The sequence below is a fragment of the Pseudomonas sp. AM8 genome, assembly GCF_036346475.1.
In the GTDB taxonomy this organism is placed as follows: domain Bacteria; phylum Pseudomonadota; class Gammaproteobacteria; order Pseudomonadales; family Pseudomonadaceae; genus Aquipseudomonas; species Aquipseudomonas marginalis.
The window spans coordinates 69,593-85,988 of record NZ_JAOTNX010000010.1; the positions used below are offsets into that span (position 1 = coordinate 69,593).

Here is a 16,396-nt window from a genome sequence, read left to right on the forward strand (position 1 = left end):
CGTCTCAGATGAATACGAGTTGAATGGCATCCGTGAATATGTTGAGCGCGGCGATGCATTTGCGAAGCCATCAATGCCTGTACCGAATAGTGACAACGTTACGCGTAGTAGCTCCGAATGGATAGCCGTCACACGAGCCCACAAGGTATTGGCGACCGCACCAGATAATCCGCGATGGCTTCTGGAGTTGGCCCATTGGCTGCGCTATTACCAAGTAGGAATTTGGCAGTTGTTCTTCTGGGCGGGTCAGTTCGACATTATTGCCAAAGCGGCAGGCAATGATCGACGCCGCCAAAACTACAGCATCCAAACCGCCACCAATATGATGGCCGCCATGGCGATCCTAGGCTGGAAGGATGCCGTCATCCATCAGGGCTATCTCACCCATGCGGCTCTCAATCGTGGGCATCAATTAGTGATTGAGTACGAAGAGCAACACCGCCGCGCCCAAGCCTTTATGCTGCGTGTGTTTGCCGATTGGGTGGGCGATGTCTCGCATCAATGGCCTGCTTATGCTTACGACGAACCCATCTACGAAGCCTTGTTGGCCAAGTGGCGCACTCCCAGCCCCGACGACCTGATGCCCTGCCTGTTGGCCGCGTGTGACCGCCACACTTGGCAAACCGGCAAAGAGAGCCAGAAGAGTTCCTACGACTTCAATCAGGACTGGCACTTGGAGCGCGTGCCGGTGGAAATTCTCTATATCCTGCGCCTGCGCCAGTGGGAAGGTTTAGCCAATCCGCAGAAGATTGATCATCCGCTGCTGGCCGCGCCCTTTGACCAATTGCCGCCCGAGCAACCAGTGCCTGAGTTGGACGAGTTGATGCAAGGTGTGCTCAAACGCGCAAGGGAAGACTGGCCACAGTACGATGAAGTGCTGTCTTTGCCAGCATTGAAGGGTTGAACAGGTGCAAAAGGACCTCCGAGCGATTTGCCCTCTGGGACAACGAAAGCCGTGGGTGACGGTGCTCCAGCGGCGAATGGCGCGAGCTTCCAGGATGAAAAGCCGGCAGCGGAAGCACCTAAGCCGACGAGACTTACCACGGTTACGGACGAGATGAAGGCCAATCCTTACCATCCGGATTGGCGGCGGTATGCAGGTAGTGAGCCCCGAGCGGTTGGGGCGGATGTTGTTAGCGGCGTTCCACAGGTGGTAGATCCGAAGTCCTTAATTGGAAGGCAGGGCCGAGATGAAATATCCGAGTCACAGGTGAGGCGAATGACAAAGGACATGAATTGTTTCTGCTGGGCTTGATTGCATTGTTGATCCTGAATTCAATCGGGCTTGATAAATGGCCACTTTACTGTCGTTTTGAATAGTAGATGCAAAAGAAGTAGCCGGAACCAGTAAGAATAATTTGCCTGTTCTTTTTGATGGGAAGTTCGCTACTAAGCAGTTGCTTGGTGCGGCTAAGACACCCAGGGAAATAGGGGGCAGACCACGATTAGTGCACCAATGTATATTGGTGGTCTGACCCCTATTTCTCTTGAGGTAAAAAGCGGGTCGGCTAGTAAGATCAGCTATCAAGAATTTACCGATTACTTTGTTAATGAGTTTGGGGCGCAAGGGAAAGGACGGCTAAATGGACAAGTCATCGAAAGCGCTACAACAGTCTATGTGCCATAAAGGTGGGAAATATGAAGCTCGAAGCCGAAAATAGTCCTGTAGTAGTAGGTGTAAATCAAGCGCAGATTATAAAGACGCTAAAAAAATTAAAAAGCTACGGCCCTAGCTCATTCGCATGTATAACTGATGATGAGGGTAACTATGTGCAAGTGGCTGGAGGCAGATTCACTTGTTTTATTGAAAGATATGACGCTAAAAGTAAAAAACTGTTCAGAGGTTATCATTCAAATTCTAGTACAAACTTTGAAGATGGAAGCTTACTGTCGTTTGGTGCGGGCCGTGTACCATTAAAAAAGGATGAGTGGTTTAATATTGATGATGTAATCGAGGTTTTTTCCTTGTTTAATCAGAATCAGTCTCTACCAGCGACTGTCTACTGGCGTGAGATAAATATTTTGAGTCAAAGCGACGGCTGAATAAGTGAAAAAAAGGGGGCAGACCCTGAGGAGTCCCCACAAATCTACTCTAGCCTCTGAGCTTGCCGGTGTACTTCATCGCGCACCAATAGCTCCATATCCGCCAATCTCGAGCGGGACAATCCGGTGGGGATTCCTCAGGGTCAGGCCCCTCTTTCCTCTGAGTGTCGGAGGATACTAAGCGGTATGACAAATCGTCGCATGTATGTTCCCATCGAGATAATTGGAAATCGCAACAGGAGTGTTTGGTGATGACTGAATGGGCACTGTTACGCGAGCTTAAAAAGGGTGATGCGCTTGCTGTGCCCGAAGCAGGACTTTTACTCATCGATGAGGGAGTGTACAAGATGTCGGTCACTCAGTACTGCTTGGCAGATGCGATTAAAGAGGATGGGCAGGATAAGCTGAAAGTATTGTCATTTTACTGGGCGGCCAGTGACGCAGCATTTCAGCGAGCCTATTACAGAGACGTCGAAAGTGATGATGGGGCTGTTTGCCCTCCGCCCTTTGAGTTGATGCCAGAGGAGGCAGGGGCGACCTATATTGAAATAAAGCGAGCGTTGGAGACTGCCGGTAATATTCGAGAGTATGCCTCTTATCGTGTGATGTCTGATGGCGCTTTTGTTCATAAGAGTTTGGAAGGTCCGTCAGCGGTCTATTATTTTCGCTCATTGGGGTTATTGAATGATGAGGTGCCTTACGCAATTTTGTGGAAGTGTCAGGGAGTTTGATAGAAGTGAGCTTAATTGTTTTCTGTGTTTGAGCTAAAAAGGATCGGGTTCTATGAGTTATTCGGAAAGTCTGTCTGTTTTAGAGGGGCAAATGTGGGTTAAAAGAGCGGCTATTTTTCTTTTGATTCTCGATCAAACTTTAGATAATCTATCGTCAGCTCCCGCTACCTATACTAAATGTAGTGAGGCTATTGAGTTGTGCTGGTCATGGTTAACCGATAGAAGTTTAAGCCCTGAGCAGTTGGCCTACTATTTAGACTCGGATGAAATGCAAAATGGTCCTTTGGGAGAGCATCATTTCATTACGGAAAGCTTAGAGCAAGACAGCTTGATTCTGATACTTCTGGTCATTGGCTTTTTTGCACATCAGGCTTATAAGGTTTCAGGTCGGCAAGAAAGAATGTCCGCCTCAGTCAACGAGGCAGGTGAGCAGGCTGTTGAATACATAGTCGAATATATCTATAAGGTCGGAGCGGGTGGCGTGTTAGACGTTTATCTACCTAAAAAGTGTTAATGTTCAGATGCAAGGAGTGGCGATGAAAGGCGCGTCGGAAGTTGGTGTTCTTATAAGAGAAATAGTGTCCAGTGCGTTGTATGAAGGTGATTATGGAAGCTGCTTAAGTAACCGTGAATTAGTCTTGAGAGGTGTTGAGGTTCTCGACCGCGTAGGTGTGCCGCTCGACTATCTTGAATTCCTTGAACAGTTTGGATTTGGTGAGCTGGATAGCGCACTTTACATCGAGGATGGTCCAACGAAGTATTCAGTTGTCACCGGATGTGATGTAGTTGCTTATCGTAATATGTATGTGTTTGCCAGTACCGGGAGCGGTGTCTTTTATGCATTCGATGCTGCGAATGATTGGTCAATTGTCGAAATTGATCCTGAATTGAGTGATGCGGAAGTCTTATATGAGGATTTTTCCAGCTTCATCCTTAGCCAGTTAACAGCGATTAAAGGTTATGTGGATTGGCGAGCCCAGCAGTAATATGCGCGGCGCCAGCATTTGCATTATTAAGGATGATCAATGAAACCTGCAAAATTCTCCCTCCAGGCCTTCCTGATGGCCTGCCTCATACCCGGCTGGGGCCTGGTGTATGTAGGCCGTACGCAGTGGGGTATCCGGGTCGCAGCGTTGTTGCTCGGCGGGGTCGCGCTGATGGGCGCCTTGGGGTTGGTCATTACACCCCTTGGGTTGTATGCACTCTTCGCTTTCGTCATCACGGTCAAACTGACCTCTGCCATCGTGTCCGCCGTGTTGGCCCGTCGCTACAGCGGTCCGCCCAATGTGCCGCGTAAACGCTTCCATGCTCTTTACGTCGGCGTGGTGGTGGTCCTGGTGCTGACGCTGGACGTCTTTCGGGTGCCGTTGTTGGGCTTCAAAAACTATTACATTCCGTCGGGGTCGATGGTCCCGACGTTGTCGATTGGCGACTACATCATGTCGGACCTGCGGGCTGGCGTGCCCAACGTGGGGGATATCGTGGTGTATCGCTGGAATGGCACCGAGGCGGTCAAACGGGTAGCGGGAATCGGTGGTGACACTCTGGCCATCGTCCATGGCGAGGTGATCCGCAACGGTGAGAACCTGGGTTTGTTTCACGCACCGGCTGAGCGCGTCAAAAAGGACTACTCCCTTGAGTTGGCGCCGCTCCAGGTAGCGCCGGGGCATGTGTACCTGTTGGGCGACAACCGGGATGTCAGCAACGACAGCCGCTTCATGGGCCAGGTCGCGCTTGAGGATGTGGTGGGCAAGGTCACCGGCATCTGGTTCTCGAATGAACGAGCGCGTATCGGGACGACGTTTCCATGAGCCTTTCGAGCATCGCTGGCGCAGGTACTCCCGGCCGGCGGGCAGCACAGCAATACCATTGAAAGGCTGGGAGCCGATTTGCGCCCAGTCAAAACACACCAACGCCATGAATCTGGAGCAATACCGCATGGACGCAAACCACACCGCCAAACGCCCGACGATCCTGGCCAGCATCGGCCGGCGCCTGGCCGCGCGCCTTATCGACTGCGCCATCGCAGTCCTGATCTTTTTCATCGTCAAATTCTGCGCCGGTGCATTGTCTGCCTACGTGCCGGCCGTGACGCCCAAGGCTGGTTTTCTCTCGGCGTTTTTTGCAGCCTTCGCCTACTTCCTGCTGGCCGACGCGTTGCCCAACGGCCAGAGCCTGGGCAAGCGTTTGTTGAGCATCGCCGTCGTCGACCGTAAAACTCGCAAAAGCTGCACGGTTTCCCAGGCGTTAACCCGCAATTCCGGAGCGCTGGTGGTGATCGATTGGGTGTGGATATTCATGGAGTCCAGAACGCGCCTGGGCGATATGTTCGCCAAGACCATCGTGGTTCAGACCGGCAACCTGACGAGCGTTCGCAGCCTTGCGGATATTTATGACAACGGTAGGGGATAAATACGTCATGAACGATTCGGTATCGGCTACGCAAACCTGGGACATCGCCAGCCCGTTCAGACGGTTGCTCGGCTATCTGATCGATATGGCCGTGGTGTTTTTCCTGCTGTTTTTGAACCGAAACCTGGACTATGCCTATTTCTATCTGAGCTCTGCAGGAGGCCCGGCATTGTTTGATGGCCTCCACTATGTGCTGCTGTTTTCAGCCTTCGGGTACTACCTGTTTTGCGATGCCTTGCCCAATGGCCAGAGCCTGGGCAAGCGAGTGTGCCGCACGGCGGTGGTGGGTTACCCGTACCCCACTAACTGCACGCTGTTCCAGTCGTTCCTGCGCAATGTTCCGAAGATGGTGTTCAGTGTGCTGGACGGTCTTTTTGTACTGTTCGGCCTGCGTCGTCGCTTGGGCGATATGTTGGCCAAGACGATTGTCATCAATTCCTGAGCAGGGCGGCCTGGACGGGCCGCCCTGTGTAACTCAGGACGGGTTGGCGTTCAGCCTGCGACTGATCGCATCCAACAAATCACAGCCGTCGCGCAGCGGAATCGCCAGCAGATGGGCGAAGTCCTGCAGCACCACGGCATCGCTGCTGAGCTGATCGCGGAAGGCCAGGTTTTCCAGGAGTTGGGTGACGGCTTGGATGCGGTGCACGGCGGCGTCGTGGAGGACGTCGAGGGGGGCTAGGGTGTCGATGAGCAGGGCGGGGACGGTGCAGTCGTGGCCGGTTAGGGGCATGTAACGGTTCATAATTGGCACTCTGTTAAGTGGTTGAGACCCCCACTCAATCGTCGCCAAACGAATGGGTGGCAGCTGTACGCAGGTTGGCGAACCGGCAACAGAGTAAACCGGCAGACCCGAAGGTCTCCCGCGCACAGCCGCCATAAAAGGCACGGCTTTGCGGGTGCAAAAACACCTGCATGAAAGCGGATTGCTTTTGCACTCTGTTGTCAGGTCGCCAAACCTGATCGCCATTTGGACGACGGCCGGACTATAAGCCCCTCACCCAAAACCGCGCAAGGCATGAGAGTAATGGCACAATGCCTCATGCAATGCCACCCACTGCCGACACACTGGCGATGCCCAGACGCATCAAAGATCTGAACCGGCCTTCGCCGGCGAAAGGGGCGCGTCGTGCGGTAAGTACACGGGCACGATTGAGAAAGGGTGGGAGCAAATCTGCGCCCGTTCAAACACCGTGAGTTGATGCCAACGGCATGATGCTCAAAGCCCTGTATGCGTGTTAACCGTTTTATCCCGTTACCGCAGAAGCAAACTCGCTCCCCCCCCACCCATTATTTGGACCCAAGGAAGCTGTCAATGAAACTGCATCGTCTGTTTATCTCACTCACTGCACTGGCGACCTGCACCAGCAGCTTCGCCGCGGCGCCTGCCCTGCAAAGTTTTCTCGCCTGCGACCAGAATTCCCTGGCGGTGGTAAGCCAGGCAGGGCTCAAGGAGCGTGTTGCCCATAAGCTGGAGAACGGCAAGATCACGCTCAGCGGCGGCACAAAGTCCGATATGGGCCAGCGCTGGATGTTCGACACGCCACTGACGCTTGACGGTATGACCTTGACCGGCTTTTTCGCCGAAGACCAGGACCTGATGGGCTCGCGCATCATCAACTGGGGTTTCTACACCGAACAGGCACCCGACGCGCTTTACGCTCAGCTGAGTAAAGTACCGGGTACGGCGTTGGAGAAAGCCAACGGTATCTACGCGCGTGCGCAGATCTGGTCGCACAAGCAATCAGCCTGGGTGCCGGAAGGCGGCGATGACAACGCGGGCAAGCTGGTCACCGATACGGCCGAACGCATCTTGATGGTCGAGCCCGCACCCGGTGACCTGGCCAAGACCAGCAATGGCATGATCACCTGCTCGGTTCAGGGCGCGGTGAGCGCAGCGATGCTCAAGACCACTCGACCTGACCTGATCAAGTGAGCTGAGGCTGGCAGCGATACCGCGGGCATGCTGAATGCCTGCGGTGTTCTCCGGTTTTTCGCGAGCAAGCTCGCTCCTGCAGAGGGCGGGGTTACAGCAACTTGCGCTGCACCGCTTCATCCAGCGTACTGCGCGTCAACGCCTCGACCACTTCCCGCGTGTCTGCCTGGAACGGGATGCCCACGATCAGTACCAAGTGCATCCAGGTGCGCACTGATTCGCTCTTTTTGACGCGGCCCAGCTCCTTGCCATCCTTGTCCTTGAACACTGTCTCCAGGGTGAAGGTGTTTTTCGCTGTGCTCGGGATGATGAAGAACGTCGCGCCGGTGATGATCGCCGAGGCCATGCTGAACTGTTCGTTGTTGTGCAGGGTGGCATCGACGTAGATATCCGAGTCGACCTTGTCAGTGCTCACCCGCGAGAAACGGTTGGACTGGCGAAACGAATCGGCCACGGCCTTTTCCCACAGCACCACCGGTGCGCCGACTGCCGCGTTGCCAGGGCCGCCGTTGACGTGGTTCTGCGCGGTGGTGTGCACGTACGCCGTAGGCTTTTGCGCCGGGGCGTTGGCGGTCGGTGGCCAGGGCTGTACAGCGGGCAATTCGTGCTGCGAGTAAGACACGCAGCCGGTCAGCAGGACGGCGGCGAGTACCAGGCTGTGTTTGATCAATCCTTTCATGCATCACTCCTTGGAATTACGGTTTGGCCAGGTTGGCGGTGGCGGTGTCGAGCAGTTGCCCGACCAGTTTGGTCAGCTGTTGGCCGCCCATCGACGGTGCCCAGTATTGGCCGCTGTAAAGCCCGACGTTGTGTTCGAATTTGATCGAATCCTTGGCCTTGGCCAGTTCCTTGCCGTTGCGGTCGACGATCACCAGATCGCCGGCCACCTCGAAGCTGTCCACGTAGATCGGTCCGTTGACCCAGATCCAGATGGTCAGCGTCAGCAGCGCACCGGGTACGTACGCCGGGTGTGGCGCGCGATGGCCCTTGAGGGCGGTCATGTTGAATGTGAGCGTCACGTCCTGCTCGCCCAGGCGCACCGGATACTCGGTGACCTGCTTGAAGTAACCCCCAGTGCGCACGTACTGAGTGATCTGGGCCGTCAGGGAGCTGCTGATGGCGGCCTTGTTGGCCTCGTTGACGTCGGCGGCGCTCACCGTCACATCGGCGATTTGCGCACTGCGCGGGCTGCTGACAGCGACCGGGTGGAGCGGGGCGGCGATGGGGCCGGTGACGGTGTAGGAAACGCAGCCGGTCATCGACAGCGCAGCGATCAGGGCCGTAGCCCGAAGCAGAGTGTTAAGCACGCAATGTCCCTATAAGTGAGCAAGCCAAGTTACTGTTTCGACCCGTATCCCCATAACTTGAGGGAATGTGCGCCACCGCACGGCAACCGACGAAACACCTTGAGAACCGCTCTCAACCCCGTAAAATGCCGCGATTGTTTAAAGCACGATACTTTTCAGGGACGAATCCAGACATGCGCATGTTTGCCGTATTCCTCGTCGCCTGCCTGATGGCGGGCTGCGCCTCCAAGCCGGAGTACTACATCTCGCCGGCACCGGTCACCATTCCCAAGAACGCCACGTACTGGCTCGACACGTTTGATGTTGAGGTGGTGGGCAAGAACGAGCGCTTCCTGCCGGATGACAAGGTTCGCCAGCAACTCGGTGTCGATCTGGTCGACCGCCTGCTCAGCGCCAAGCGTTATGCATCCAGCAAGGAAAAGGCCGATTACCTGTTGGATATCAGCATCGTCTACACGCGCCATATCCCCGACTCCAAAGGCGGTCTCTCGACGTTGATCGTTGATGACAACACCATTCTGGCCGCTGTCGATTTCAGCTATCGGGTCAAGGTCAAGAAGGGCGCTGGCGAGGTCCTGCATTTTGCCAAGACGCGAAACAACCTTGTGCCTGCCGGCGTGATGGGTGAAGCGCAAAAATGGAAAACCATGGGCGGGATCATCACCAACTCCGGTAACTCGAGCGTCGAGCGTTTTTATACCGGCGTGTTGAGCCGCGACATCGTCGATGATCTGCGCGACATCCCGTCTCGCTAACGTTGCCCACTACCGATTTACCACCCCCAGGAGCACCCCGTGAACACACTGTCCAAAATCCTGCTGTCCGGCCTCACCGCCGCAGCGCTGTTGACCATGGCCGGTTGCGCCACGGAGAGCAACCGCGCCATGCCGGTGGAACAGGTCGCCAGTGCCAACGTCGCCTATTCCGGCGTACGCGTGCCCATCGCCGTGGGCAAGTTCGACAACCGCTCCAGCTACATGCGCGGCATTTTCTCCGATGGCGTCGACCGCCTCGGTGGCCAGGCCAAGACCATCCTGATTACCCACCTGCAGCAGACCAACCGCTTCAGCGTGCTGGACCGCGACAACATGGGCGAAATCTCCCAGGAAGCCGCGATCAAGGGCACCGCGCAGAAGCTCAAGGGCGCTGACTACGTCGTGACCGGCGACGTGACCGAATTCGGCCGCAAAGAGACCGGCGACCGCCAGCTGTTCGGCATCCTCGGCCGTGGCAAGACCCAAGTGGCCTACGCCAAAGTCGCACTGAACATCGTCAACATCAGCACCTCCGAAGTGGTGTATTCCACCCAGGGCGCCGGTGAATACGCGCTGTCCAACCGTGAAGTGGTCGGCTTCGGCGGCACCGCCAGCTACGACTCCACCCTCAATGGCAAGGTCCTCGACCTGGCCATGCGCGAAGCCATCAACCGCCTGGTCGACGGCATCAACGCCGGCGCCTGGAACCCGCGCAACTGATCAGCAACCCCTCAAGGAGCAGTACACGGATGAGCAAGGCAGTGAAGTCGGCGCTGATGCTGACAGCAATCGCGGCGGTCGCCGGGTGCCAGACGGCGCCCCAGCCCCTGTATCAATGGGAAAGCTACCAGCCGCAGGTTTACGAGTACTTCAAGGGCGAGCCCAAGGAAGCGCAGGTCGAGGCGCTGGAGCGTGATCTGCAAAAGATCAACGCCAGCGGCCGCAAGGCGCCGCCGGGTTACCACGCGCACCTGGGCATGCTGTACCTGAGCATGGGCAAGGATGACCAGATGGTGCAGGAGTTCCGCACCGAGAAGGCGCTGTTCCCCGAGTCTGCCTCGTACATGGACTTCCTGTTGAAAAACGCCAAGACCGGAGTGGCCACTAAATGAGCCTGTTAAAACTCACCGGTGCCTTGCTGGCCCTGGCCTTGCTCGGCGGTTGCGCAGCCCCCAAGACCATTGATTACACCGCGTACAAACAGGCGCGGCCCAAGTCGATCCTGGTACTGCCGCCGATCAACGAGTCGCCGGAAGTGCAGGCCTCGTACAGCCTGGTCTCGCAAGTGACCTACCCGCTGGCCGAAGCCGGCTACTACGTACTGCCGATTGCCCTGGTGGACGAAACCTTCCGCCAGAACGGCCTGACCACCGCCAACGATATCCAGGGCGTGCCACCGGCCAAGCTGCATGACATCTTCGGCGCGGACGCGGCGCTGTACATCACCGTCAGCGAGTACGGCACCAAGTACATGCTGATCTCCAGCGACACCGCCGTGACGGCCTCGGCCAAACTGGTGGACCTGCGCACCGGCACCACCCTGTGGACCGGTTCGGCGCGGGCGTCCAGTGAAGAAGGCAACAACAACGGCGGCGGACTGGTGGGCATGCTGATCACCGCGGCGGTCAAGCAAGTGATCAACAGCTCCACCGATGCGGCGCACCCGATTGCCGGCATCACCAGTGCACGCCTGCTGTCGCCGGGCCAACGCGCGGGGATCCTGTACGGCCCGCGTAACCCGAAGTACGGCACGGACTGAGTTCATCGCCTCGGTTCAAATGTGGGAGGGGGCTTGCCCCCGATAGCGATAGATCAGTCAGTACATGTTTGACTGACCCACCGCCATCGGGGGCAAGCCCCCTCCCACAGTTGGACTGTGGTGTTATTCGAACCAGGGTTAACCCGAATATCCCGCACCTTGCGTCTGACCTTGTGAACGGATCATTCATTCACGAGGTTCAGCCCATGTCCCGTCCTCTGCTCTTCCTGCGTCCTGCTGCCCAAGGCTTTGCCGTCACCCTGGTGGTGGCGCTGGCCGGGTGTGGGCTGTCTTCATCCCCTGAGTTGGCCAAACCGGCCGAGCCCGTAGCCGAGCTGCAACGCGCGTCGCCCCAGGGCGCCTTGGTCAAGCGCATGGCAATGCCCGCTCCAATGCGCATGCAGGAATCAGCGGCGATGGACTACCGCAGCGAACCCCGCGAGCAATACGCCAACCTGCCGGACAACCCGGTGCATCGCGTGGCCGAAACGCCGGTGTCCACCTTCAGCGTGGATGTCGACACAGGTAGCTACGCCAACGTCAGACGCTTCCTCAACCAAGGCAGCCTGCCGCCCGAAGGCGCTGTGCGACTGGAGGAAATGGTCAACTACTTCCCCTACAACTACGCCTTGCCCACCGACGGCTCACCGTTTGGCGTGACCACCGAAGTCGCCGCCACACCCTGGAACCCGCGCACGAAACTGCTGCGCATCGGCATCAAGGCGTCTGACCGCGCCGTGGCGGACCTGGCGCCGGCCAACCTGGTGTTCCTGGTGGATGTGTCCGGCTCCATGGACCGCCGCGAAGGCTTGCCGCTGGTGCAAAGCACCCTGAAATTGCTGGTGGATCAGTTGCGTGATCAGGACCGGGTTGCGTTGGTGGTCTACGCCGGTGAGTCCCGCGTAGTGCTCAAGCCCACATCGGGGCGCGACAAGGCCAAGATCCGCAATGCCATCGATCAACTCACCGCCGGCGGTTCCACGGCAGGCGCATCCGGCATCGAACTGGCCTACCAGATGGCCCGCGAAGGCTTTATCGACAAGGGCATCAACCGCATCCTGCTGGCCACCGACGGTGACTTCAATGTGGGCGTCAGCGACTTCGACAGCCTCAAGCAAATGGCCGCCCGCCAGCGTAAAAGCGGCGTGTCCCTGACCACCCTCGGCTTCGGTGTGGATAACTACAACGAACACCTGATGGAACAACTGGCCGATGCCGGCGATGGCAATTACGCCTATATCGACAACCTGCGCGAAGCCCGCAAGGTGCTGGTGGACCAGCTCAGTTCAACCCTGGCGGTGGTCGCGCGGGATGTGAAAGTGCAGGTGGAATTCAACCCGGCACAGGTCAGCGAGTATCGACTGCTGGGCTATGAAAATCGCGCGCTCAAGCGTGAGGATTTCAACAACGACAAAGTCGATGCCGGTGAGATCGGCGCAGGGCATACCGTGACCGCGCTGTATGAAATTGTGCCGAAGGGCCAGAGGGGCTGGTTGGAGCCCTTGCGCTACGCCACTGCGCCTGCGGCCGAAGGTAAATCCGATGAACTGGCGATGCTGCGCGTGCGCTACAAGCCCGCCACGGGCGGTGACAGCCGCTTGATCGAACGGCCCATCCGCCACGAAACCACCCAGGCCAGCGACGACCTGCGCTTCTCGGCGGCGGTGGCCGCCTTCGCCCAACAGCTCAAGGGCGATGGCCGCTACACTGGCAGCATGAGTTTGAAGGACACCGCCGCATTGGCCCGCTCGGCCCGGGGCGATGACCCCTTTGGTCTGCGCAACGAGTTCGTGCAACTGGTGGAACTGGCCCAAAGCCTGAAACCCTGATCTTGAACGCAACAGCGTTAACTTTACAAAAGGAGTTCGCCCCCTGCATGGCTGTTCCAGATGATCCATCCAGCGACGAATCGCTGCTGGCCCGCTACCGAACCGGTGACGCCGCCGCGTTCGAAGCCTTGTACGCGCGGCATCGCCAAGGCCTCTACCGCTTCCTCGTGTCCCTGAGCAACAAGGCCGAACTGGCCGAGGAAATCTACCAGGAGACCTGGCTCAGCCTGATCCGCAGCAACACCCAGCCACAAGGCCGCGCGAGTTTTCGTACATGGCTGTTCCAGATCGCCCGCAACCGCCTGATCGACCACTGGCGCAAGCACGGCATCCACAACCCGCTGCACGACAGCTACGATGAGCAACTGCACGCCCAGGCCGACGACAGCGCCGGCCCCGAGCAACAGCTGAGCCTGAGCCGCGACCAGGCGCGCCTGGACGCCGCCCTGCAAGCCTTGCCCGAAGACCAGCGCGAAGTCTTCCTGCTACGCCTGCACGGCGACCTCGACGTGCCGCAAATCGCCGCCCTCACCGGCGCCCCGCTGGAAACCGTAAAAAGCCGCCTGCGTTACGCCCAGCAGAAACTGCGCCGCCTGCTGGCCGAGGAGATACTCGCATGACCGACTCTCGACACACGCCCGACACCGACGACGTGCTGATCCAGCATTACCGTCAACACAGCACCGGCGAGCCGCCCGCGTCCCTTGACGCCCTCATCCTCAACGCCGCCCGCCGCGAGGCCCCGGCGCCGCAACCGAGCCTGTGGCAACGCTGGCTGCACGCCTGCCAACGCCCGCGCTGGCAAATGGCATTCGCCACCGTGGCCGGCTTGGCGCTGATGATCGGCGTGGTCACGCGCTCGCCAGTGCCACAACCCGAAATCTCCACGGCGACCTTCTCCGTCCTGCACGAGGAAGCCGCCCGCCCGGCGCCGCAAGCGTTGTCCGCACCGGCGCCGATGGCGCGCATCGCCGCCGCGCCCAAGGCTGAACGTGCGCCGGTTCAGGCTGAGATGGCAGGTGCGCTGGCAGATGAATCGAGCGCCAGGCTCAGCAAGCGCGCACCGTCAGCGTTGCCGTCGCTGGAGCAAGAGTTACAGGCGATCGTGCGCTTGCGGGAAGCGGGTGAAAGCAAAGCCGCGGATGAAAAATTGCTGGCGTTGCACGCGCGCTTTCCCGAGGAAGACCTGCCCGCACGGCTGGAGGCGCTGCGCACGCATTGACCACAAAAAAAGAACAGGCCGCCGGTAACCTGTGGCTTGCGGGGCAAGCCCGCTCGCCACTGTGCCCTCAAGCCCCGTCTTCAACGCCGCGCATCAAAAACCATGCGCACCGCCAGGCCAGCCAGCACCGTGCCCATCAGCCAGCGCTGCACCCGTTGCCAAACCGGCTTGGCCGCCAGGAAGGTCGCGATGGAACCGGCCATGATGGCGATCACCGCATTCACGCTCACACTGATCATGATCTGGGTAAACCCCAGCACGATGGATTGTGTCAGCACGCTGCCGTGGCCAGTGGGGGAGATGAACTGGGGCAGCAATGACAGATACATCACCGCGACTTTCGGGTTCAACAGGTTGGTCACAAAACCCATCATGAACAGCTTGCGTGGGCCGTCCCTGGGCAAATCACGCACATGAAACGCCGAGCGCCCACCGGGCTTGACCGCCTGCCAAGCCAGGTACAACAGATACAGCGCACCGCCGAGCCTGAGCGCGTCATACGCATACGGCACTGCCATCAGCAGCGCGGTAATCCCCAGCGCCGCGCACAGCATATACACGACGAAACCCAGCGCCACGCCGCCGAGTGAAATCAACCCGGCCAGCGGCCCCTGGCAGATCGAGCGCGAAATCAGGTAGATCATGTTCGGGCCGGGCGTCAGCACCATGCCAAGGGAAATCAGACCATACGCCAGCAGGCTCGACAGTTCGGGCATGGGTTCACTCCTGTAGGTAGAGCGCGTCGTTGCGCAGGTTGCATGCGCCTGATGGTAGGGCGGGAGCAGGGCGCGCGTTAGATACAGATCGGCTGACAAAACGTCATACAGGGGGCTTGGGCCGCTTGAGCACCCTTGGTTGGCGCCGGTCCGTCAGTTAAGGGCGAACACCCTACTTGTGGTGAGCGGGCTTGCTGTGGTGAGCGGGCTTGCCCCGCGCTGGGGTGCGAAGCGCCCCTATTGAAAACGACTGAGGTGGATCAGGCACGCCCCTGGCATCAACGCTTGCAGTGAGACGCAACGTCTCGCGGTCTCGTCGCTACCGTGCGCGATCTGGCATGGCGCGTCTCGTTTGACCTCAATGCCGGCCACCCTTGGGTGTTCATTCGGCGGCTCTAGGAGAGGGGCGTCCAGGCGTTTTTGCACAGCTGGCACCGGCCTTGCTCTGGCCACTGGCAACCCACCCGGCGCGCCAGTGCCAACCGTTTCAAGGAGACTTCGCTATGAGCCTTTCGAGCAACTCGCAACGCAGCATGCGTGCCGCTGTCTGGCACGGTCGTAACGACATCCGCGTCGAAGACGTGCCGCTACCCGTTTCGCCGCCTGCCGGTTGGGTGCAGATCCGCGTGCAATGGTGCGGCATTTGCGGGTCCGATCTGCATGAGTATGTGGCCGGACCGGTGTTCATCCCGGTTGACGCTCCGCACCCGCTGACCGGGATTAAGGGCCAGTGCATTCTCGGTCATGAGTTTTGTGGCGAGATCGTCGAACTCGGTGCCGGCGTACAGGGCTTCAGCGTCGGCGAGCCGGTGGCGGCCGATGCCTGTCAGCATTGCGGCACCTGCTACTACTGCACCCACGGGCTGTACAACATTTGCGAGAACCTGGCCTTTACCGGCTTGATGAACAACGGTGCGTTCGCCGAACTGGTCAACGTGCCCGCCAACCTGTTGTACAAGCTACCGGCGAACTTCCCCGCTGAAGCCGGGGCGCTGATCGAGCCTCTGGCCGTCGGCATGCACGCGGTGAAAAAAGCCGGAAGCCTGCTCGGGCAAAACGTCGTGGTGGTCGGCGCCGGCACCATCGGTCTGTGCACCATCATGTGCGCCAAGGCGGCGGGCGCGGCCCAGGTGATCGCGCTGGAAATGTCCGGCGCGCGCAAGACCAAGGCCCGGGAGGTGGGCGCGACCCATGTGCTCGATCCCAACGAATGCGATGCCCTGGCCGAAGTACGCCGCCTGACCGGCGGGCTCGGCGCGGACGTCAGTTTCGAATGCATCGGCAACAAACACACGGCCAAACTCGCCATCGACCTGATCCGCAAGGCCGGCAAGTGCGTACTGGTGGGCATCTTCGAAGAACCCAGTGAATTCAACTTTTTCGAGTTGGTGGCCACTGAGAAACAGGTACTCGGCGCGCTGGCCTATAACGGTGAGTTCGCCGACGTGATCGCGTTTATCGCGGATGGGCGGCTGGACATCTCGCCACTGGTGACGGGGCGCATTCAGTTGGAGCAGATCGTGGGCCAGGGCTTCGAGGAACTGGTTAAAAACAAGGAACACAATGTGAAGATCATTGTGTCGCCTGCTCGGGTCTGAAGCGTGGGCTGTGCCCCCACTCCCTACTCCCCAAGCCAGACTGAGGAGGGAAGTGGGGGCAGGATTGTCGGTATGACGCTAAAAATCC

At 58.6% G+C, this 16,396-nt stretch carries 21 protein-coding genes; 17 read left to right on the forward strand and 4 right to left on the reverse strand.

What is annotated here, in order from left to right; all coding sequences use genetic code 11:
• The first annotated feature begins 229 nt into the window (after positions 1-229).
• From V3W40_RS22595 to V3W40_RS22630, 8 genes are all read left to right on the forward strand, one after another.
• A complete protein-coding gene (locus V3W40_RS22595) occupies positions 230-904 on the forward strand; it encodes a hypothetical protein (protein WP_065926296.1) in 675 nt (224 codons plus the stop codon).
• 734 nt (positions 905-1,638) lie between these two features.
• The gene (locus V3W40_RS22600; protein ID WP_074848310.1) at positions 1,639-2,043 is read left to right on the forward strand and encodes a hypothetical protein; all 405 of its coding nucleotides are present in this window, start codon (positions 1,639-1,641) and stop codon (positions 2,041-2,043) included.
• Positions 2,044-2,294: 251 nt separating this feature from the next.
• Positions 2,295-2,774 carry a hypothetical protein gene (locus V3W40_RS22605; RefSeq protein WP_065926297.1) on the forward strand — a complete coding sequence of 160 codons (480 nt, stop codon included), beginning with the start codon at positions 2,295-2,297 and terminating at the stop codon, positions 2,772-2,774.
• Between the two features lie 52 nt (positions 2,775-2,826).
• Positions 2,827-3,288, forward strand: coding sequence for an Imm6 family immunity protein (locus V3W40_RS22610; protein ID WP_330215672.1), 462 nt, complete (start codon positions 2,827-2,829; stop codon positions 3,286-3,288).
• Positions 3,289-3,310: 22 nt separating this feature from the next.
• Positions 3,311-3,760 (forward strand): hypothetical protein, encoded by a 450-nt coding sequence (locus V3W40_RS22615; protein WP_065948564.1) that lies wholly within the window; start codon positions 3,311-3,313, stop codon positions 3,758-3,760.
• A 39-nt stretch (positions 3,761-3,799) separates the two neighbouring features.
• Positions 3,800-4,585, forward strand: a complete 786-nt coding sequence (gene lepB, locus V3W40_RS22620) for a signal peptidase I (RefSeq protein ID WP_330215673.1) — start codon at positions 3,800-3,802, stop codon at positions 4,583-4,585.
• Positions 4,586-4,712: 127 nt separating this feature from the next.
• Positions 4,713-5,186 carry an RDD family protein gene (locus V3W40_RS22625; protein WP_051429414.1) on the forward strand — a complete coding sequence of 158 codons (474 nt, stop codon included), beginning with the start codon at positions 4,713-4,715 and terminating at the stop codon, positions 5,184-5,186.
• Positions 5,187-5,193: 7 nt separating this feature from the next.
• Positions 5,194-5,628, forward strand: coding sequence for an RDD family protein (locus V3W40_RS22630; protein ID WP_065926302.1), 435 nt, complete (start codon positions 5,194-5,196; stop codon positions 5,626-5,628).
• 33 nt (positions 5,629-5,661) lie between these two features.
• Here V3W40_RS22630 and V3W40_RS22635 read toward each other — a convergent pair whose 3' ends face one another.
• A complete protein-coding gene (locus V3W40_RS22635; protein WP_330215739.1) occupies positions 5,662-5,919 on the reverse strand; it encodes a hypothetical protein in 258 nt (85 codons plus the stop codon).
• Between the two features lie 582 nt (positions 5,920-6,501).
• Between V3W40_RS22635 and V3W40_RS22640 the strand changes: the two genes are divergently transcribed.
• Positions 6,502-7,122 (forward strand): hypothetical protein, encoded by a 621-nt coding sequence (locus V3W40_RS22640; RefSeq protein ID WP_065926304.1) that lies wholly within the window; start codon positions 6,502-6,504, stop codon positions 7,120-7,122.
• A gap of 91 nt (positions 7,123-7,213) precedes the next feature.
• Here the strand turns inward: V3W40_RS22640 and V3W40_RS22645 are convergent, their stop codons facing one another.
• Both V3W40_RS22645 and V3W40_RS22650 read right to left on the reverse strand, forming a co-directional pair.
• Positions 7,214-7,801, reverse strand: coding sequence for a hypothetical protein (locus V3W40_RS22645; RefSeq protein ID WP_065926305.1), 588 nt, complete (start codon positions 7,799-7,801; stop codon positions 7,214-7,216).
• A 16-nt stretch (positions 7,802-7,817) separates the two neighbouring features.
• A complete protein-coding gene (locus V3W40_RS22650; protein WP_083221256.1) occupies positions 7,818-8,429 on the reverse strand; it encodes a hypothetical protein in 612 nt (203 codons plus the stop codon).
• A 173-nt stretch (positions 8,430-8,602) separates the two neighbouring features.
• Here V3W40_RS22650 and V3W40_RS22655 point away from each other — a divergent pair, with 173 nt between their 5' ends.
• The 7 genes from V3W40_RS22655 to V3W40_RS22685 all read left to right on the forward strand — a co-directional run bounded on the left by V3W40_RS22655 (position 8,603) and on the right by V3W40_RS22685 (position 13,994).
• Positions 8,603-9,184 carry a hypothetical protein gene (locus V3W40_RS22655; RefSeq protein WP_065926307.1) on the forward strand — a complete coding sequence of 194 codons (582 nt, stop codon included), beginning with the start codon at positions 8,603-8,605 and terminating at the stop codon, positions 9,182-9,184.
• 96 nt (positions 9,185-9,280) lie between these two features.
• Positions 9,281-9,904, forward strand: coding sequence for a CsgG/HfaB family protein (locus tag V3W40_RS22660; protein WP_065948567.1), 624 nt, complete (start codon positions 9,281-9,283; stop codon positions 9,902-9,904).
• A gap of 29 nt (positions 9,905-9,933) precedes the next feature.
• Positions 9,934-10,296: a DUF4810 domain-containing protein gene (locus tag V3W40_RS22665; RefSeq protein WP_131697033.1), complete on the forward strand. Its 363-nt coding sequence runs from the start codon at positions 9,934-9,936 to the stop codon at positions 10,294-10,296.
• The gene (locus tag V3W40_RS22670; protein WP_065926308.1) at positions 10,293-10,943 is read left to right on the forward strand and encodes a DUF799 domain-containing protein; all 651 of its coding nucleotides are present in this window, start codon (positions 10,293-10,295) and stop codon (positions 10,941-10,943) included. Before V3W40_RS22665 ends, V3W40_RS22670 begins: the two co-directional genes overlap by 4 nt.
• Before the next feature lie 206 nt (positions 10,944-11,149).
• Positions 11,150-12,772, forward strand: a complete 1,623-nt coding sequence (locus V3W40_RS22675; protein ID WP_315871187.1) for a vWA domain-containing protein — start codon at positions 11,150-11,152, stop codon at positions 12,770-12,772.
• 47 nt (positions 12,773-12,819) lie between these two features.
• Positions 12,820-13,392 carry an RNA polymerase sigma factor gene (locus V3W40_RS22680; protein ID WP_065926310.1) on the forward strand — a complete coding sequence of 191 codons (573 nt, stop codon included), beginning with the start codon at positions 12,820-12,822 and terminating at the stop codon, positions 13,390-13,392.
• The gene (locus V3W40_RS22685; protein ID WP_330215674.1) at positions 13,389-13,994 is read left to right on the forward strand and encodes a hypothetical protein; all 606 of its coding nucleotides are present in this window, start codon (positions 13,389-13,391) and stop codon (positions 13,992-13,994) included. The genes V3W40_RS22680 and V3W40_RS22685 overlap by 4 nt, the downstream gene beginning before the upstream one ends.
• Positions 13,995-14,074: 80 nt before the next feature.
• On the opposite strand, the gene V3W40_RS22690 is transcribed toward V3W40_RS22685, so the two are convergent.
• A complete protein-coding gene (locus V3W40_RS22690) occupies positions 14,075-14,710 on the reverse strand; it encodes a LysE family translocator (RefSeq protein ID WP_065926312.1) in 636 nt (211 codons plus the stop codon).
• Positions 14,711-15,243: 533 nt separating this feature from the next.
• On the opposite strand from V3W40_RS22690, the gene V3W40_RS22695 reads away from it, so the two are divergent.
• Positions 15,244-16,308 carry a 2,3-butanediol dehydrogenase gene (locus V3W40_RS22695; RefSeq protein ID WP_227451536.1) on the forward strand — a complete coding sequence of 355 codons (1,065 nt, stop codon included), beginning with the start codon at positions 15,244-15,246 and terminating at the stop codon, positions 16,306-16,308.
• The last annotated feature ends 88 nt before the right edge of the window (positions 16,309-16,396 follow it).